Source organism: Anaerocolumna sedimenticola (assembly GCF_009931695.1).
GTDB lineage: Bacteria > Bacillota > Clostridia > Lachnospirales > Lachnospiraceae > Anaerocolumna > Anaerocolumna sedimenticola.
Map to the genome: position 1 here is coordinate 1,693,485 of NZ_CP048000.1, position 17,377 is coordinate 1,710,861.

Annotated in this window: 11 protein-coding genes and 1 pseudogene; 10 read left to right on the plus strand and 2 right to left on the minus strand. The window is 37.3% G+C overall.

Annotation, left to right across the window (positions count from 1 at the left end; genetic code table 11):
* Positions 1 to 32 precede the first annotated feature (32 nt).
* The 3 genes and pseudogenes from Ana3638_RS07630 (at position 33) to Ana3638_RS07640 (ending at position 3,607) form a co-directional block, all read left to right on the plus strand.
* Complete coding sequence (locus Ana3638_RS07630) at positions 33 to 1,571, plus strand: ABC transporter ATP-binding protein (RefSeq protein ID WP_161837492.1); 1,539 nt, start codon at positions 33 to 35, stop codon at positions 1,569 to 1,571.
* Positions 1,555 to 2,654, plus strand: a pseudogene (locus Ana3638_RS07635) (ABC transporter permease). The gene Ana3638_RS07630 and the pseudogene Ana3638_RS07635 overlap by 17 nt, the downstream one beginning before the upstream one ends.
* Complete coding sequence (locus Ana3638_RS07640) at positions 2,654 to 3,607, plus strand: ABC transporter permease (protein ID WP_161837493.1); 954 nt, start codon at positions 2,654 to 2,656, stop codon at positions 3,605 to 3,607. Before Ana3638_RS07635 ends, Ana3638_RS07640 begins: the two are co-directional and overlap by 1 nt.
* A 180-nt stretch (positions 3,608 to 3,787) precedes the next feature.
* On the opposite strand, the gene Ana3638_RS07645 is transcribed toward Ana3638_RS07640, so the two are convergent.
* Positions 3,788 to 6,037, minus strand: coding sequence for a DNA gyrase/topoisomerase IV subunit A (locus Ana3638_RS07645; RefSeq protein WP_161837494.1), 2,250 nt, complete (start codon positions 6,035 to 6,037; stop codon positions 3,788 to 3,790).
* 396 nt (positions 6,038 to 6,433) lie between these two features.
* Positions 6,434 to 8,365, minus strand: coding sequence for a DNA gyrase/topoisomerase IV subunit B (locus Ana3638_RS07650; protein ID WP_161837495.1), 1,932 nt, complete (start codon positions 8,363 to 8,365; stop codon positions 6,434 to 6,436).
* Between the two features lie 453 nt (positions 8,366 to 8,818).
* Between Ana3638_RS07650 and Ana3638_RS07655 the strand changes: the two genes are divergently transcribed.
* The 7 genes from Ana3638_RS07655 (at position 8,819) to flgL (ending at position 17,362) form a co-directional block, all read left to right on the plus strand.
* Positions 8,819 to 9,502, plus strand: a complete 684-nt coding sequence (locus Ana3638_RS07655; RefSeq protein ID WP_161837496.1) for a PHP domain-containing protein — start codon at positions 8,819 to 8,821, stop codon at positions 9,500 to 9,502.
* Between the two features lie 253 nt (positions 9,503 to 9,755).
* Complete coding sequence (locus Ana3638_RS07660; RefSeq protein WP_161837497.1) at positions 9,756 to 11,021, plus strand: diaminopimelate decarboxylase; 1,266 nt, start codon at positions 9,756 to 9,758, stop codon at positions 11,019 to 11,021.
* 217 nt (positions 11,022 to 11,238) lie between these two features.
* Complete coding sequence (gene flgM / locus Ana3638_RS07665; RefSeq protein ID WP_161837498.1) at positions 11,239 to 11,517, plus strand: flagellar biosynthesis anti-sigma factor FlgM; 279 nt, start codon at positions 11,239 to 11,241, stop codon at positions 11,515 to 11,517.
* A 51-nt stretch (positions 11,518 to 11,568) separates the two neighbouring features.
* Complete coding sequence (locus Ana3638_RS07670; RefSeq protein ID WP_161837499.1) at positions 11,569 to 12,084, plus strand: flagellar protein FlgN; 516 nt, start codon at positions 11,569 to 11,571, stop codon at positions 12,082 to 12,084.
* 35 nt (positions 12,085 to 12,119) lie between these two features.
* Positions 12,120 to 13,832 (plus strand): flagellar hook-associated protein FlgK, encoded by a 1,713-nt coding sequence (flgK, locus tag Ana3638_RS07675; RefSeq protein WP_161837500.1) that lies wholly within the window; start codon positions 12,120 to 12,122, stop codon positions 13,830 to 13,832.
* 153 nt (positions 13,833 to 13,985) lie between these two features.
* On the plus strand, positions 13,986 to 15,779 hold the full coding sequence (gene flgK, locus Ana3638_RS07680; RefSeq protein ID WP_161837501.1) for a flagellar hook-associated protein FlgK: 1,794 nt from the start codon (positions 13,986 to 13,988) through the stop codon (positions 15,777 to 15,779).
* A gap of 98 nt (positions 15,780 to 15,877) precedes the next feature.
* Positions 15,878 to 17,362 (plus strand): flagellar hook-associated protein FlgL, encoded by a 1,485-nt coding sequence (gene flgL / locus Ana3638_RS07685; RefSeq protein ID WP_161837502.1) that lies wholly within the window; start codon positions 15,878 to 15,880, stop codon positions 17,360 to 17,362.
* Positions 17,363 to 17,377: the final 15 nt, after the last annotated feature.

Genomic DNA, 17,377 nt, shown 5'->3' on the forward strand with positions numbered 1-17,377 from the left:
AGCCTCATTTTAAACATGCCAGGAGGACTGCAATGGAATATGTTATTGAAATGAATCATATCACGAAAGTGTTTGGTAATTTTAAGGCTTTAGATGATGTTACCTTATGTGTTGGAAAGGGCGAAATCCATGCACTTTTAGGAGAAAACGGTGCAGGCAAATCCACCTTGATGAGTATATTATTCGGTTTATACCAGGCAGAGAGCGGAGAGATTAAGATTAACGGCAAACCGGCAAAAATCAACAATCCTAATGATGCCAACAACTTAAGTATTGGAATGGTTCACCAGCATTTTAAACTGGTTCATAATTTTACCGTATTGGAAAGCATAGTATTAGGCAGGGAAACGGTAAAAGGCGGCTTTCTTAAAATGGAGGAAGCCAGAAAAAGAATAATGGATTTAAGTAATCATTATAGGTTAAAAATTGACCCGGATGCTTACATATCAGATATTACGGTAGGTATGCAGCAGCGGGTTGAAATTCTTAAAATGCTATATTGCAATAATGATATTTTAATATTTGATGAGCCGACGGCAGTATTGACACCTCAGGAAATCGAAGAATTAATGAAAATAATGAAGAATTTAGTAGATGAGGGCAAGTCCATCATCTTTATTTCCCATAAATTAAATGAAATTAAAGCGGTAGCCAATCGTTGCACCGTATTGCGAAAGGGTAAATTTATCGGTACCATTGATGTGGAAACGGCTACGAAAGAAGAGATGTCAGAGATGATGGTTGGCCGAAAGATAAACTTTCATCTGGACAAACCGGAATTAAAAACCGGAGAAGTAACTCTTGAAGTTAAGAATCTTACGGTTGTATCCAGATCGTCCCATAAAAATATCGTCAATGATGTCTCCTTCCAGGTAAGAAAAGGAGAAATTGTATGTATTGCCGGGATAGACGGTAACGGGCAATCGGAACTGGTTTATGGCATTACAGGACTTATCCCGATTCAATCAGGGAAAGTAACTTTAAACGGTAAAGATATTACGAAGGAATCAATACGTAAAAAATGTATGGATGGGTTGGCTCATATTCCGGAGGACAGGCATAAACACGGTCTGGTACTGGATTATAATCTGCAGGAAAATATCGTACTTCAGACTTATTTTGAACCAAGGTTTCAAAACAAAGGTATGATCCGTTTTAATGCTGTCAGGGAATATGCAAGGAAATTAATTGATCAATATGATATCAGAAGCGGTCAGGGAGAAGATTCCATCGTTCGGGATATGTCCGGAGGTAATCAGCAGAAAGTTATCATTGCCAGGGAATTGGACCGCAATCCGGATATCGTAATTGCGGTACAGCCCACCAGAGGCCTTGATATCGGAGCTACGGAGTATATTCATAAACAGTTAATTAATCAGAGGGATAAAGGAAAAGCTGTCCTCTTAGTCTCTCTGGAATTGGATGAAGTAATGGAAGTCAGTGATCGGATTCTGGTAATTTACGAAGGGGAAATTGTAGCTGACCTGGATCCTAAAACAGTTTCCGTACAGGAATTAGGACTTTATATGTCCGGCTCAAAAAGGAGTATACAGCATGAAAAAGAAGCATAATTTTTGGAATAGTAAAGGCAGTAAAAGCTTTTTTGCTTCCCTCATGGCCATAGCTGCCGGCCTTATCTTTGGGCTTATCATTCTTCTCTTTAGTAATGCCAAACAGGCTTTCCCGGCATTCTGGATGATTCTTATGGGAGGTTTTACAGATGGGATGGCAGGACTCGGACAAGTTCTTTACTTGGCTACACCGATTATCCTAACCGGTCTTTCAGTCGGTTTTGCTTTTAAAACCGGGTTATTTAATATTGGTTCCTCGGGACAGTTTACATTCGGAGCTTTCTGGGCAATTTATATTGGTGTAAAATGGACCTTTTTGCCTCCCGGTATCCACTGGATCGTAGCACTTCTCGGCGCAACTTTGGCAGGAGCGCTTTGGGGAGCGGTACCAGGTATTTTAAAAGCCATATCCAATGTAAATGAAGTAATTACTTCTATTATGATGAATTATATCGGAATGTATTTAGTTAATATTTTAATTGTTAAATTTGTGCATGATCCGATTAAAAACCAATCCGTGCCGGTAGCTAAGTCAGCAATAATACCGAAGGCCGGCCTGGATGTGTTATTCCGTTCTACCAATATGAATATTAGTATATTTATAGCTATTTTAATAGTGATTCTTATTTATATTATATTAAATAAAACCATATTCGGATATGAATTAAAAGCCTGCGGGCACAGCCCCAGTGCAAGTAAGTATGCGGGTATTAATGCAAAGAGAAATATAGTCTTATCCATGGTAATTGCAGGAGCTCTCTCCGGTCTTGGCGGAGGTTTGTTATATCTTGCCGGATCGGGAAAATATCTGCAGGTTCTGGATGTATTAGCCCTCAGGGTTTTAACGGTATATCCGTGGCATTGCTTGGTATGAGTAACCCAATCGGTATCTTATTTGCAGGTTTGTTTATCGCCCATATAACAGTTGGCGGTAATAATACGCAGTTATATAATTTTGTACCGGAAGTAATTGATATCATTATTTCAGCTATCATATATTGCGGTGCTTTTGCTCTGTTATTTAAAAGCATTATCGGAAAACTTGCCCGCAAAACCGCCGGTGAAGCAAAGGAGGAAAGCTGATGGATATTATATATTTTATTGTACAGCAGACAATGTTTTTTGCGATTCCTCTGTTAATTGTTGCACTTGGGGGAATGTTTTCGGAAAGAAGCGGTATCGTTAACATTGCTTTGGAAGGAATCATGATTATAGGCGGTTTTATCAGTATTGCTTTTATCCATATTTTTGAGACCCGTATGAGCGGACAGATTTTATTACTTTTAGCGGTATTGATAGCCGGACTGTCCGGAGCAGTTTTTTCCCTGCTCCATGCATTTGCTTCCATTAATCTGAAAGCAGACCAGACGATCAGCGGTACTGCCCTGAATCTATTTGCACCGGCTTTTGCTATCTTTGTCGCCAGAATGGTACAGGGTTTACAGCAGATTCCTTTTCAGGATACTTTTCATATCGCAAAGGTACCTGTATTAGGAGATATCCCCGTATTAGGACCATTGCTGTTTCGAAACAGCTATATTACCACTTACTTAGGTATTGGTATAGCCATATTATCGGAAATAGTGATTAATCATACAAGATTTGGCTTAAGGTTACGTGCCTGCGGGGAACATCCTCAGGCGGCCGATTCCGTAGGTATTAATGTATACAAAATCCGTTACGCAGGTGTCATTATATCCGGTATATTAGCCGGTATCGGTGGTCTGGTATTTATCGTACCGACTTCCACCAACTTTAATGCAAGTGTTGCCGGTTACGGCTTTCTGGCACTGGCAGTATTAATATTTGGACAATGGAGAACAAAACGGATTATTGTAGCGGCATTTTTCTTTGGAATTATGAAAACATTTGCCTCCGCTTACTCAGGAATTCCGGTATTAAAGGATCTGCCAATATCCAATGAAGTTTATAAAATGATTCCCTATATAGCCACCTTAATTATACTGGCATTCTCCTCCAGAAATTCTCAGGCACCTAGAGCAGAGGGTATACCATACGATAAGGGAAGCAGATAAGAGGGTGCATCTTTAGATAAGAAAAACAGAGGTTCCTGTGTTTTACCAGATGTGACTAAAAAAGTAGAAGACAAAAAATGGTTCAATATCATAATCCGGGCATAAATTTCGGATTATTCGTATTGAACCATTTTTATATAATACCACATTATCTTAGATAGAATTTATTCAAATGTTTGATTATAGCTGCGCTTTCTGTCCTTTCTGACCACGCTTGCGGTTACGGACTTTCTTAACACTTAATTCCTTACCGTTAAATACAAAGGTTTCGTCAGTAGGTTTTACAACAGCAGTAAAAGCAACCGTATCATTTTTTTCTAAGTCTATGGATTTGACTCCTCGTCCGGTTTTTTTCATTTCTGTGACTTCGTCAAGAGAATATCCGAGGGATAATCCCTTTTCCGTAAGTAGAATTACTTTTCGGTCACCTGATAAAATTTCTCCGGCACTTAGTTTGATGACATTTACGATCTGATCACCGTCATCCAGTTTCGTTGCGGCGATTACGGAACGGTTCGTTTCAAATTCTACTCCGGATACCTGCTTGATATAACCGGATTTGGTGGAGAAAACTAATTGGGACTCAAATAACTGTTCAAAGGAGGTGTACATTAAGATGTTTTCCTTATCAACTTTACATAAAGTCTGAATCAAAACACCTTTATCCTTTATTTTACATTTTGGGATAGCACCGGCTTTTACCTGGTACATATTGCCCTCGGCAGTAAATAAACATAATTTATCGTTATTTTTCATTAGTATGATATGGGCAAACTCTTTTAGATTCTCTTCTGAAGCACGGGAGAAACTGGAGGTATCCACTGATTTGGTATAGCCGAAACGGTCAATCAGTACATAAATATCCTCAATCTTTATTTCCTCCACATATCCGGTACTCACATCCACATTATCTAACTGAGTTCTTCTTGGAATATTAAATGTCTTTTTATACTCTTTCAGACGATTTTTAATGACTTTATTGAGTTCATTCACATCTCCTAGAATCATTTTATATTCGGCTATACTACTGAGCAGGGAATCATTCTCTTCGTGTAGTTTCAGTATTTCCAAACCGATTAACTTACTTAAAGGCATAGCCAGTATGGCATCTGCCTGGCGGTCCGTAAAATTAAGAGTAGAAGCTTCTTTTTCGGATTGTTTTGTTTTAAACTTGATATCCGTAATGTCCCCATTGGTTAAACAGGCTTTCGCTTGTTTTATAGAAGAACTTCCTCTTAAAATCTCAATAATCAGATCAATTACATCCGTAGCCCGGATTAAACCATCTACAATTTCCAGGCGGTTTTCCGCTTTTTCTAACAGATGCCTGAATTCTTTGGTATAAAGTTCTTCCTGGAAACGAATGAATTCTTCCAGAATACTTTTTAAATTGAAAACAATGGGCTGCTGTTCTTTTACAGCAAGAAGGTTTACTCCATAGGTATCTTCCATAGGAGTTTTCTTATACAAGCCGTTTAATAAATTATCAATATCACGGTCTTTTTTTACTTCTACAACGATGCGGATCCCTTCTTTTGAAGATTCATCCCTTACATCAAAGATTTCATCGAAAACTTTATCTTTCATCATGGAAACTAAGCTTTCAACCAGTTTGGTTTTATTACCGGCGATGGTATAAGGGATTTCGGTAATTACTATATTCTTACGGCCATTTTCGCCATTTTCTATTTCTATTTTAGAACGGATGCGGATTTTTCCTTCTCCGGATTCATAAATCTGCCGTATGTCACTTTGATTTATGATGGAACCACCTGTCGGAAAATCCGGTGCCGGAATATATTTCATCAATTTTTCTATGGAGATATCCGGGTTATCCAAATAAGCAATAGCACCGTCAATTACTTCGCCTGGATTATGAGGCGGTATATTGGTAGCCATACCTACGGCTATACCGGTAGTACCGTTGATCAGCAGATTGGGAATCATGGCAGGAAGTACGGTTGGCTCTTTTTCACTGTCATCAAAGTTTGGGATAAACTCCACAAGACCTTTTTCCAGATGATCCAGCATGGTCATCGCACCTAAAGATAAACGGGCCTCCGTATAACGCATCGCTGCGGCTCCGTCCCCATCAATGGAACCAAAATTACCATGGCCGTCTACCAAAGGAATAGAAAGAGAGTAGTCCTCTGTCATTCTTACCAATGCTTCATAGATGGAACTGTCACCATGGGGGTGATATTTACCCATGGTATCACCCACGATACGTGCGCTTTTTCTATGGGGTTTTTTGGGGTCTAAGCCAAGCTCACTCATGGCATAGAGGATGCGTCTCTGAACCGGTTTTAGGCCATCTCTGACATCCGGCAGTGCCCTGGCAATAATTACACTCATGGCATAATCTCTATAGGAATTTCTCATCTCTTCTGAAAAATCCAGCTGTATAATATTCTCCGTATTCTTACTCATAAATTCTCCTTTATATATGATTATTCTTAGGTAATTGGGAAACTATGTAGTTTTTCGAATATACTATCCAATTGATACGAATTTTATAGCTTCAGTTGCCCTCCGGGCAAGATTCAGCTCTAAAATTGTATCAATTGGATGATATATAGATACAATATTGGAGTTTCGCAATTATCTAATCTCATTAATCTTGGAATTATTAACCTGTTTTTCAGATATTTTAGAGGGTTGGTAAGCTAATTTACATTTTCATGATTTCATTTTTATGTTTTTGCGCCGACCATATGAATGTAGTAAATGTAAGGTAAGCAAATACATAGATATGAAAGACAGAAAAGGTCCAGTTACCATCTTTTTGTCTCGAAATATCTGTACAACATTTTTCAGGTATCTGGATTATATATCCAGATTTGCATATTTAGCTTCTTCCAGAATAAATGTTTTTCTTGGCGGTACATTGCTGCTCATTAGCGTGTTGGTGATTTCATCCGCTTCCACGGTATCACTGATGGTAATCTGGGCAAGGATTCTGGTATCAGGATTTAAGGTGGTTTCCCATAACTGATTGGCATCCATTTCACCAAGACCTTTGTACCGCTGCAGGCTAACTATTTTATTTTCTGTTTTCTTACGGAATTTCTCCAATTCAAAGTCATTAAAAAGATATTCTGACTGCTTTTTCTTTTTGCCTTTCACCGTGGTTTCATAGTCGACTTTATATAACGGCGGAAGACCGCGAAATACCTTGCCTTCTAATATCAGCTCCGGCATAAAACGATAAAAGAAAGTAAGGAGTAAGGTACTTATATGAGCTCCGTCCACATCGGCATCGGTTAATATTATAATTTTACCGTAACGGAGTTTATTAATATCGAATTCATCCCCAATACCACAGCCAAAGGAGGCAATCATGGATTTAATTTCATTATTTAACAGGATTTTTTCCAAGGAGGACTTTTCCACATTTAAAATCTTGCCGCGTAAGGGAAGTACGGCCTGGGTTCTGCGGTTTCTTGCAGTTTTTACGGTACCGCCCGCAGAATCACCCTCGACGATATAAACTTCACACTCCTCCGGCTTTTTGGAAGAGCAGGAGGCAAGTTTACTTCTGGTGTCTACGTCGGATAATTGTTTCATAACAGCGGTGCGGGCTTTATCACCGGCTTTTCTGGCGGCATAGGATTTCATGGAATTATCCAGTATACTTTTAAGAACTTCTACATTTTTATCAAAATAGCGCTGTACTTCAGCCGCAAATACCTCATCTACGGCACTTTTCGCATCCGTATTGCCAAGTTTGGTTTTCGTCTGGCCCTCAAACTGGGGATCCGGGTGTTTAATGGAGATAATCGCAACTAAACCGTTTCGGATGTCTTTTCCGTCAAAATTCTCATCTTTCTCTTTCAAAATACCCAGTTCCCTGGCGTATTGGTTCATGACTCTGGTAAGTGCAGTTTTAAAACCGGTTACCAGAGTACCTCCATCCACTACGTTGATTCGGTTACAATAAGCATTAATCTGCTCTGTGTAAGTATCGGTATATTGAAAGGCTACTTCAACTTCTATCTCCCCGCTGGTTCCGTCTACATATATAGGTTCGGCATGAAGCAGAGTTGCTTCCCTGTTTAAATAGGAAACAAAACTTTTAATTCCGAATTCCTCCTGATAGGAGGCTTCTTCGCCGGTATTTAAATCGGTAAAATGAATTAACAGGTTTTTATTTAAAAAAGCTATTTCTTTTAATTTTTTCTTAATGGTATCCGCTTTAAATTCAACGGTTTCAAAGATTGTTTCGTCAGGGTAAAAAATAACCTTGGTTCCCGTATCACTTTTATTGCATTTACCAACTACGGGAAGTAAACCGTCCACAAGTTCTATGGCAGGATGTCCACCATTTTGATATTCGTCCCGGTATATCTTACCGTCACGTTTGATTTCAACAATCATTCGGCTGGAAAGTGCATTTACAACCGAAGCACCTACCCCATGAAGTCCACCGGATACTTTATAAACAGAACCACCGAATTTACCGCCGGCATGGAGAATCGTATAAACTACACGTGCCGTAGGAATTTTTTTAGTCGGATGAATATCTACAGGCACACCTCTACCGTTATCCTGAATGGTAATGCCGCCGTCTTTTTGCAGAATGATATTAATTTGTGTACAGAAACCTGCCAGATGTTCATCAATTCCGTTGTCTAAAATCTCCCAGATTAAGTGGTGTAAACCTCTGGAACCGGTACTTCCGATGTACATTCCCGGCCGCTTCCTGACAGCCTCTAAACCTTCCAAAACTACAATTTGACTTCCTGTATATTGTTCCATTATTCGAATCCTCTCTTAAATAATATGAATCTGCCGTACTGGTTTTGTATCGATGCAAGTATGCACGCAAACAGTAAGAAACCAGCAGTTTGTTTCTTACGGCTGATTTAAGCAATTAGAAATATTGTAACATATCTTTTGTGGGAAATCCAGTTTTTTGAACAATCATATGTTCGTAGGAAGTACCAATTTCCTATTAAATAAAGCCTGGCAGCAAATGGCTTAACAGACGTTAAATGATTAAAACAGTTAGTAATGTACATTCTATAGTACATAAACATTCACAAAATAAGAACAAAAAAGCAGGAAGCTATTGATATATTACAGCAAGGATTGAATTCGACATATATTTATGCTAAACTAAGTTCGGTAATGAGGATTTTATAAAACGAGTATAAAAACTGTGATATAGTTTCAGTTAGAAATAAAACAGGGAAAGAAGATAATCAGATAATGTATAAATACGATACTCATGTGCATACGTCGGAATCAAGTGCCTGTGCTTCCATGAGCGGGGCTAAACAGGCCAGGTTATATAAGGAATTAGGATATACGGGAATAATAATAACAGACCATTTTTTTAATGGTAATTCTTCCGTACCAAGAAACTTACCTTGGGAAGAAAGGATAGAAAGATTTGTCTTAGGTTACGAGCATGCCTTAGAAGAAGGGGAAAAAATAGGGATATCCGTCTTATTTGGCTGGGAAGAAAGTTTTTGCGGAACCGACTTTTTAGTTTATGGTCTGGATAAGCAGTGGCTGCTTAAGAATCCGGATATTCTAAACTGGGACATTCCGGAACATTTCAGGCGAATACGGGAAGAGGGTGGATTGTTTGTACATGCACATCCATTTCGTAAAGCGGATTATATTTCTGAAATCCGGTTATTTCCGGAATATGAGGATGCAGTTGAAATTATGAATGCCGGTAATCAGCTTCCTATCTATAATCAAAAAGCTGTGGAATATGCAAATAAAAATAATAAACCGATAACCGGAGGTTCGGATGCCCATCATGCAACTTCTATACATATTGGTATGAATTTTGACTATGTTCTCAAAGATATTCATGATTTCATTCAATGTGTTAAAATGAGGAAAAATTATACCATAATCCCAATGGAGGAAAGTATATAAGCAGCTGTATTATAAAACTATCTATGTATTAATAAATATGTAATATTGATACAAGTTATAGCATTGTTAAAAGACAAAAAATTATCAGCGGCATAAAATAGATCAGAAAAGCAATTGACAACTTTTTGATTATATATTATAGTGATTTCTATAATAAAAAAATGAATAAATATACGAAATCAATGAAGGCGAAAACCTTCATTCTTTTTACCATAAAATAGAAGCCTTTTTATAAGGCAGATTGGAGCGAAAGATGAAAAAACCATTCGTAACATTAGAACAGTTAAAAGAAATAACGAAACAATATCCTACACCGTTTCATATTTATGACGAAAAAGGAATACGCGAGAATGCAAGAAAGTTAAAAAAGGCATTTTCCTGGAATAAAGGATACAGAGAATATTTTGCGGTAAAAGCTACACCGAATCCATTTATTATTAAAATTTTAAATGAGGAAGGCTGTGGAACGGACTGCTCCTCCCTGACAGAATTAATGCTTTCAGAAGCACTAGGAATCAAAGGCCATAATATTATGTTTTCTTCCAATGCCACTCCGGCGGAAGAATTTATGAAAGCAAAAGAATTAAATGCTATTATTAACCTGGATGATTTTACCCATATCGATTTTTTGGAAAAGACAGCAGGAATTCCGGAAACGATCTGCTGCAGATATAATCCCGGCGGTTTATTTAAAATAAGCAATAGTATAATGGATAATCCCGGTGATGCAAAGTATGGATTTACAAAAGAGCAAATGATTGAAGGATATAAAAAATTAAAGAGCCTTGGTGCAAAAGAATTTGGTATCCATTCATTTCTGGCAAGCAACACGGTTACCAATGAATATTACCCCGCATTAGCAAAGATATTATTTGAACTGGCTGTTGAGCTAAAGGAGAAGACAGGCGCTCATATTAAATTCATTAACCTGTCCGGTGGAATAGGAATTCCTTATAAACCGGATCAGCCTGAGAATGATATTATGGAAATCGGAGAAGGCGTACGCAAGGCTTTTGAGGAAGTATTGGTACCGGCCGGTATGGGTGATGTGGAAATTTATACAGAGTTAGGAAGATATATGCTGGCTCCTTATGGTCATCTGGTAGCAACCGTTCTGCATGAAAAACATATCTACAAGGAATATATTGGGCTGGATGCCTGTGCTGTTAACCTTATGAGGCCTGCCATGTATGGTGCATATCATCATATTACCGTAATGGGTAAAGAAAATGAACCAAATGATTATAAGTATGATATTACAGGATCATTATGCGAAAATAATGATAAATTTGCTATAGACCGTATGTTTCCTAAGATAGATATAGGAGACCTTCTGGTAATTCATGATACCGGTGCCCATGGATTCGCAATGGGGTATAACTATAACGGAAAATTAAAATCTGCGGAATTGTTATTAAAAGAAGACGGATCCGTTCAGTTAATCCGCCGTGGGGAAGAACCGAAAGATTATTTTGCTACCTTTGATTTCTGTGATGTTTTAAAAGATATGAAGTATTAGCAACGGAAGCTTTCCAGTTATATATATAATACAAAATGAATTGAGTATCAAAAGACTGTTGTAAATTTTACAATGGTCTTTTTCACGCCCAAAAAGAAAAAGTAAATTATTTCCAGAAAAAATATAAAAAAACAAAATTAACTATAATGTAAAGTGCAAAACGTCCGATAAATAAAATATAAGAAATATGTAAAGGTTAGAACAGGTGGTGAAAACAATGCGTATAGATGCATATAACAAAATTTCACAGGTATATCAGACAAATGCGGTACAAAAAACAATGAAAGCGGCAGGGACTAAGGCGGCAGATCAACTTGAAATATCAAGAACTGCAAAGGATTGTCAGGTTGCAAAACAAGCAATCGCAAGCACACAGGATATTAGAACAGACAAAATAAATGATATAAAGAGCCGTATGGAATCAGGAACTTATAACATAAGTATGGAAGAAGTTGCTGATAAAATACTGGATAGCTATTTTGAAAAATTAATTTAGCAGGTAGTCTATTTCATTACATTAACATCATAGGAAAAGAGGGTTGTTTTAGTGGCAAGCTTAATTGAAGAATTAATTCATACGCTGCAAGAAGAGTATGATATTTATAAGCAGTTAATTCCCATTGCGGAGAATAAAACCCAGGTAATTATCAGTAATGACCTTGATAATCTGCAGGATATTACCAATAAGGAACAGGTTATGGTAGATAAAATTACTGCTTTGGAGCGAAAACGGGAGAACGTTATTGTGAATATAGGCACCGTTATCAGCAGAGATCCTAAAACAATCCATATCAAATCAATCATACAGATATTGGATAAACAACCGAAAGAACAGAGACAACTTTCCGAAATTCATGATAATCTTAAGAAGACAATTCAAAGACTTGTTGATATCAACAATCATAACAAATCGTTAATACAGCAATCCCTAGAGATGATAGAATTCAATATGAATTTTATTCAGAGTACAAGGATGTCACCGGGGAATCTAAGCTACAATAAGGGCGCTTCACAACTTGATATGCCCTCTTTGCAGACAGGGATGTTTGACGCAAAGCAGTAGCAGGATACAAAGCAAGTAAAGGCAGGTGAAATTCCATGAGTTTAATGAGCAGTTTATATATAGGTGTATCCGGTTTAAGAACCAGTCAGAACTCTTTAAATACCACGGCACACAATTTGGCTAATGTCGGTACGACCGGTTATGTAAGACAGCAGGTAGTACAGTCGGACAGCCGTTATATTAAGTGGGGCGTTACACATTTATCTACACTTCAGTCAGGGTTAGGGGTAGATATTGAAACAGTAAGACAAGTCAGAGATGTATTTTTAGATAAAGCATACCGGCAGGAAGTGGGCAGGCAGGGCTTTTATGAAGTACAATATGAAGCGGTACAGGAAGTAGAAAGTATGTACGGCGAACTAGAGGGAGTCGCTTTTCAGAATTCCATGTCGGATCTGTGGACCTCTCTGCAAGAATTATCAAAAACGCCAAGCCTGATTGAAACGCGTTCAACCGTAGTACAGAATGCGGAGTCTTTTTTAGAACGTGCGGAAGCGATACAAGACCAATTAAAAAAATATCAGATTAATTTAAATACGCAGATTCAGGATAAAGTTGACCGTGTAAATGAAATTGCAGATGAAATATACAACTTAAATAATAAAATAAGCAGATACGAAAGTAATGGGCTGGAACATGCCAATGATTTACGGGATGAAAGAAATAATCTACTTGATGAGTTAGGACAGATTATCAGTATCACATATAAAGAAGATTCTAACGGTGTTGTTACCGTTAATGCCGAGGGTGTACCATTAGTTACGGAAAGCAATACATTTGAAATGGGAACGGCTAAGGTAAGCGATTCATCCGATCTCTTAAAACCGGTATGGACAGATTTTAATAATGCGGATGTATTTAATCTGGAAAATGAAGCTACTTCCAAAAATGATACGGATGTTGGTTCTTTAAAAGGTCTTTTAGTCTGCCGGGGTGATGATACGGCCAACTATACGGATATGCTGTTATCTCAGGACGAATATAACAGTACTATTAATACCTCCGTTATTATGACAGTGCAGGCTCAGTTTGACCAGTTAATTCATGGTGTGGTGACTGCCATTAATGATATATTATGTCCGAATAAGGAAATTACTTTAGCAGATGGAACGAAAATGACCGTATTGGATGAAGAGAATGCACCGGCAGGTATGGATAGCAATCATACCATGGGAGAAGCGTTGTTTGAACGTAAATCCATGGAACGTTACGAAACAGTAAATGTAATGGTAAAAGTAGTAGATCCAATAACAGGGGCTGTAACAAGCGAACCAAAGACTGTAAAGAAATATAATGCAGAGGATAAGGATAATAACTATTCCCTATATACACTGGGGGAACTTGAGATAAACAAGGATATTAAAAGTAATTATTCTTTAATTCCAATCAGCTCTAACGCTGGAACGGGAGATGTTGACCAGAAAGTTGCAGAAGCTTTAGTGACTAAGTGGAAAGAACCATTTGCCACCATTTCTCCTAATACATTAACAAAAAACAACTTTTCGGACTACTATACCTCTTTTATAGGTGAATTAGCAACACGGGGAGAGGAACTTAACAGTATAAGTACAAATCAGGCTACATTAGCTAGTAATATCGATGACCAGAGGCAGCAGGTTGCCGGGGTATCTTCGGATGAAGAACTGACCAATTTAATTAAATTTCAGCATGCCTATAATGCATCGTCCAGATATATTAATGTAATCGATGAAATGCTGGAACATATTATATCAACACTGGGAAGATAATAGAAAGCGAAACATTAACCAGAAGTAAAAGTGAAAGAAAAATTACTTACATAAAGTGAATTGATTCAATCTAATTCATTTGGGAAGAACCCGTTCGGCGGGTTTCTTTCATCAAAATTTGTGCCGATGAGGGCGGCGGAATGAGAGGGAAATATGCCATCAACATTTTTTGGATTAAGTATAGGAACTACTGGGTTATATACATACCAGGCAGCCCTTAATACAACAGCTCATAACATAACCAATGCAAAAACAGAAGGGTATACCAGACAAATCCTCAATCAAAAGGCTGGGGTGCCGATTCGGGTTAACAGTTCCTATGGTATGGCAGGAACCGGTGTAGATGTAACCGGAATTACACAGACCAGAAATAACTATTATGATGTAAAGTACCGTGAAAACAATACACTATATGGTTCCTATTCTGCAAAAGAATACAGTATGACGGAAATAGAAAATTATTTTAATGAAGTTACGCTGGAGGGCTTTACGACTACATTTAATAACCTTTTTAATAGTATGCAAGGTTTATCTACCAGCAGCGCCGACTTAACAAAAAGAACAGAAGTTACAAATTTTGCAAAAAGTCTTACGGAGTATTTTAACAGCTTATCCGCTAATCTTTCGAGTACTCAGGAAGAATGTAATTTCGAGGTAAAAAATCAGGTGGAAAGAATTAATTCCCTTGGCGAGCAGATTGCACAGGTTACAAAACAGATCAATGTCTTGGAATCCAGCGGCGGAACAGCAAATGATTTAAGGGACCAAAGACAATTGTTATTAGATGACTTATCTGAAATAGTTAACATTTCTTATAGCGAAAATGTTGTAGGGGATGATGTTGGAATTACCAGCTTTACTGTAAAAATAAACGGTCAGACACTGGTTAATACCGACTCTTCCAATACTCTGAAATTGGTACCCAGAACAGAAAAAGCAGATCAAAATGATATTGATGGACTTTATGATATCGAATGGAGCAATGGAAATACCTTTAATACCCAAAGTCCAACATTAGGCGGATATCTTAAATCCCTGATTGAAGTACGGGATGGAAATAATAATGAAGGTTTTAAGGGGCAGGTATCTCAAATTAAATCAACTACATTAGTTGACGGGACGGATACTAACGAAGTTGTGGTTTCCTCGAGTAATATAAATTCGATTGAAAAATTAAATATACCAAGTGACGGTGTGGTTACTATCGGTACCAAAGAATACAAATATGATAGTTTTAAAGTAGAATACGATGCTGCCACCAATACCTGTAAATACCACTTTTTCATAGCTGATGATGATGTCCTTACAGAGGATGTTCCAAGTAACATTTCCATAGGGGAGGATATAAATTATAAAGGGATACCCTATTATCAATCCCAATTAAATGAATTAATCAGGACATTTTCCAAAGAATTTAATGATCTACATAAAAGTGGGCAGGATTTAAACGGTGATAAAGGTTTGGATTTTTTTAATGGTAAAAATCCGGTAACCGAAGATAATTATCAGTTCGATAATTATGAAGATTATTATAATTTGACGGCATCAAATTTTACAATCACGGATGAAGTATTAAATGACCCCAGTAAGTTTGTAACTACTACGGACGGACAGATCGTAAACGGAGTAGAAAATAACGATGTTTTAAAATCATTACTGACATTAAAAAGTGACGTTTCCATGTTCAAGCAGGGAACGCCTGCTTCCTTTTTTCAAACACTGGTAGGTGAGGTTGGTATTGATGCCAAAAAAGCAAGTAATTTTGCACAAAACCAAAGTGATATTTTAGATATGATTAAAAATCAAAGATTATCCGTTTCCGGTGTAGATGAAGACGAAGAAGCCATGAACCTGGTAAAATTCCAGAATGCTTATAACCTGTCGGCAAAAGTAATTCAGACAATGAACGAAATTTATGATAAATTAATCAATGGTACAGGGGTATAGTCTTGCAAAAAACTTGCGAGTCATTAGAAGAATAGCAAGGAAAGCTATTCTTCACGATTTATGAAGAAAGGAAGCTGTGATAAGCAAAGGGGTAAAATATGAGAGTTACAAATCAGATGATTACTAATAATATGATGAGCAGTATTAATAAAAATAAGAATGGTCTTGCGGTATTAGATCAACAATACTCTTCAGGTAAAAAGATACAGCGCCCGTCAGAAGATCCGATCGTTGCAGTCAGGGCTTTAAAATTAAGAACGAATTTAACAGAACTGAATCAATATTATGAAAAAAATATACCCGATGCAAAATCCTGGATGGATGTAACGGAAGGTGCTTTAGACAATATCAATGATATTCTAACTCTGATTAATACAGCCTGCGTTCAAGGCTCCAGCGATCCTTTGTCTGTGGATGACAGAGAAAGTATCATAAAAAATCTGGAACAGTACAAGCAGCAGATCTACCAGGAAGGGAATTCAAACTACGCCGGCAGATATGTATTTACAGGGTATAAAACCGATACCAGTCTGATATTCGGAGAAGATACTTCGAATTTGGAATATACCATAACTGAAAATTTTTCCGGTAATGATATCGAAACTATATCTAAAGTTGTGGATACTTATTCTGTGGATGATTTTCCTTTATCTACAGGATATAGTAAATCTCCCACTGTGCAGACTTCCTACCGATTAAGGTTATCTTATGATAATCTGGATGATGTAGGTATCAGCAATTTTTCATGTAAAATTAAAGATACTTTAGGAAATGATGTAGCTTACAATCCTACAATAAATAAATTAAAATCAACAGATGAAAATGCATATACTCCGGATGATAATGAAATAAATTATATTACGGATACCGGCGAGTTAATTCTTGGAAAGAATGTTTATAATAATTTAAAGAATACAACCAGCTTCTCGCTTGATTATAAAAAAACCAATTTCAAAGAAGGGGACTTAAGACCTGAACATTATTTTAATTGTATAACACACGAAAAAGGTGCAACTGATGATTCTACGGATAAAAAATATACGAAACAGGATCAGGATATGCAATATGAAATTAACTTTGGTCAGAAGTTAACGGTAAATACCCAGGGCAGTGATGCCTTGCAGCATGATATCGGAAGAGATATAGACGAAATTTTAGCAGCAGTACAAGATGTGAAAGCGACAGAGGATAAAATAGCAGAAGTCGATAAAATGCTGGCAGATACCAATTATGCAAATCAGACGGATAAGCTCAATGAATTAAAGAAACAATTAGAAACAGAGCTGACTCTTAAAAATGATATTATGCAGAATAAGTTTGAAAAGGGAATCACTGATTCCAATGAATCCCAGGATACCTTAAATGTTGCAATAGCCGACCTGGGAAGCCGATATAAAAGGCTTGAACTTACGGAAAGCAGGTTGTCCGACCAGCAGGTTGAATTTGAAGATCTTTTATCTAAAAATGAAGATGCAGACATGGTAGATACTTATATTAAATTAAGTTCCGCGGAAGTTATTTATAATGCTTCTCTGTCTGCGGCAGCTAAGGTTGTTAAAAATACGCTGCTTGATTTTCTGTAAAATTAAGAAGTTCAG

Bases quoted from the DNA above. Each gene is read 5' to 3' on its own strand.
- Ana3638_RS07630 (WP_161837492.1), top strand. From the start codon at position 33: ATGGAATATGTTATTGAAATGAATCATATCACGAAAGTGTTTGGTAAT.
- flgL (WP_161837502.1), top strand. From the start codon at position 15,878: ATGAGAGTTACAAATCAGATGATTACTAATAATATGATGAGCAGTATT.
- Ana3638_RS07660 (WP_161837497.1), top strand. From the start codon at position 9,756: ATGAAAAAACCATTCGTAACATTAGAACAGTTAAAAGAAATAACGAAA.
- Ana3638_RS07650 (WP_161837495.1), bottom strand. From the start codon at position 8,365: ATGGAACAATATACAGGAAGTCAAATTGTAGTTTTGGAAGGTTTAGAG.
- Ana3638_RS07645 (WP_161837494.1), bottom strand. From the start codon at position 6,037: ATGAGTAAGAATACGGAGAATATTATACAGCTGGATTTTTCAGAAGAG.
- flgM (WP_161837498.1), top strand. From the start codon at position 11,239: ATGCGTATAGATGCATATAACAAAATTTCACAGGTATATCAGACAAAT.
- flgK (WP_161837501.1), top strand. From the start codon at position 13,986: ATGCCATCAACATTTTTTGGATTAAGTATAGGAACTACTGGGTTATAT.
- Ana3638_RS07655 (WP_161837496.1), top strand. From the start codon at position 8,819: ATGTATAAATACGATACTCATGTGCATACGTCGGAATCAAGTGCCTGT.
- flgK (WP_161837500.1), top strand. From the start codon at position 12,120: ATGAGTTTAATGAGCAGTTTATATATAGGTGTATCCGGTTTAAGAACC.
- Ana3638_RS07640 (WP_161837493.1), top strand. From the start codon at position 2,654: ATGGATATTATATATTTTATTGTACAGCAGACAATGTTTTTTGCGATT.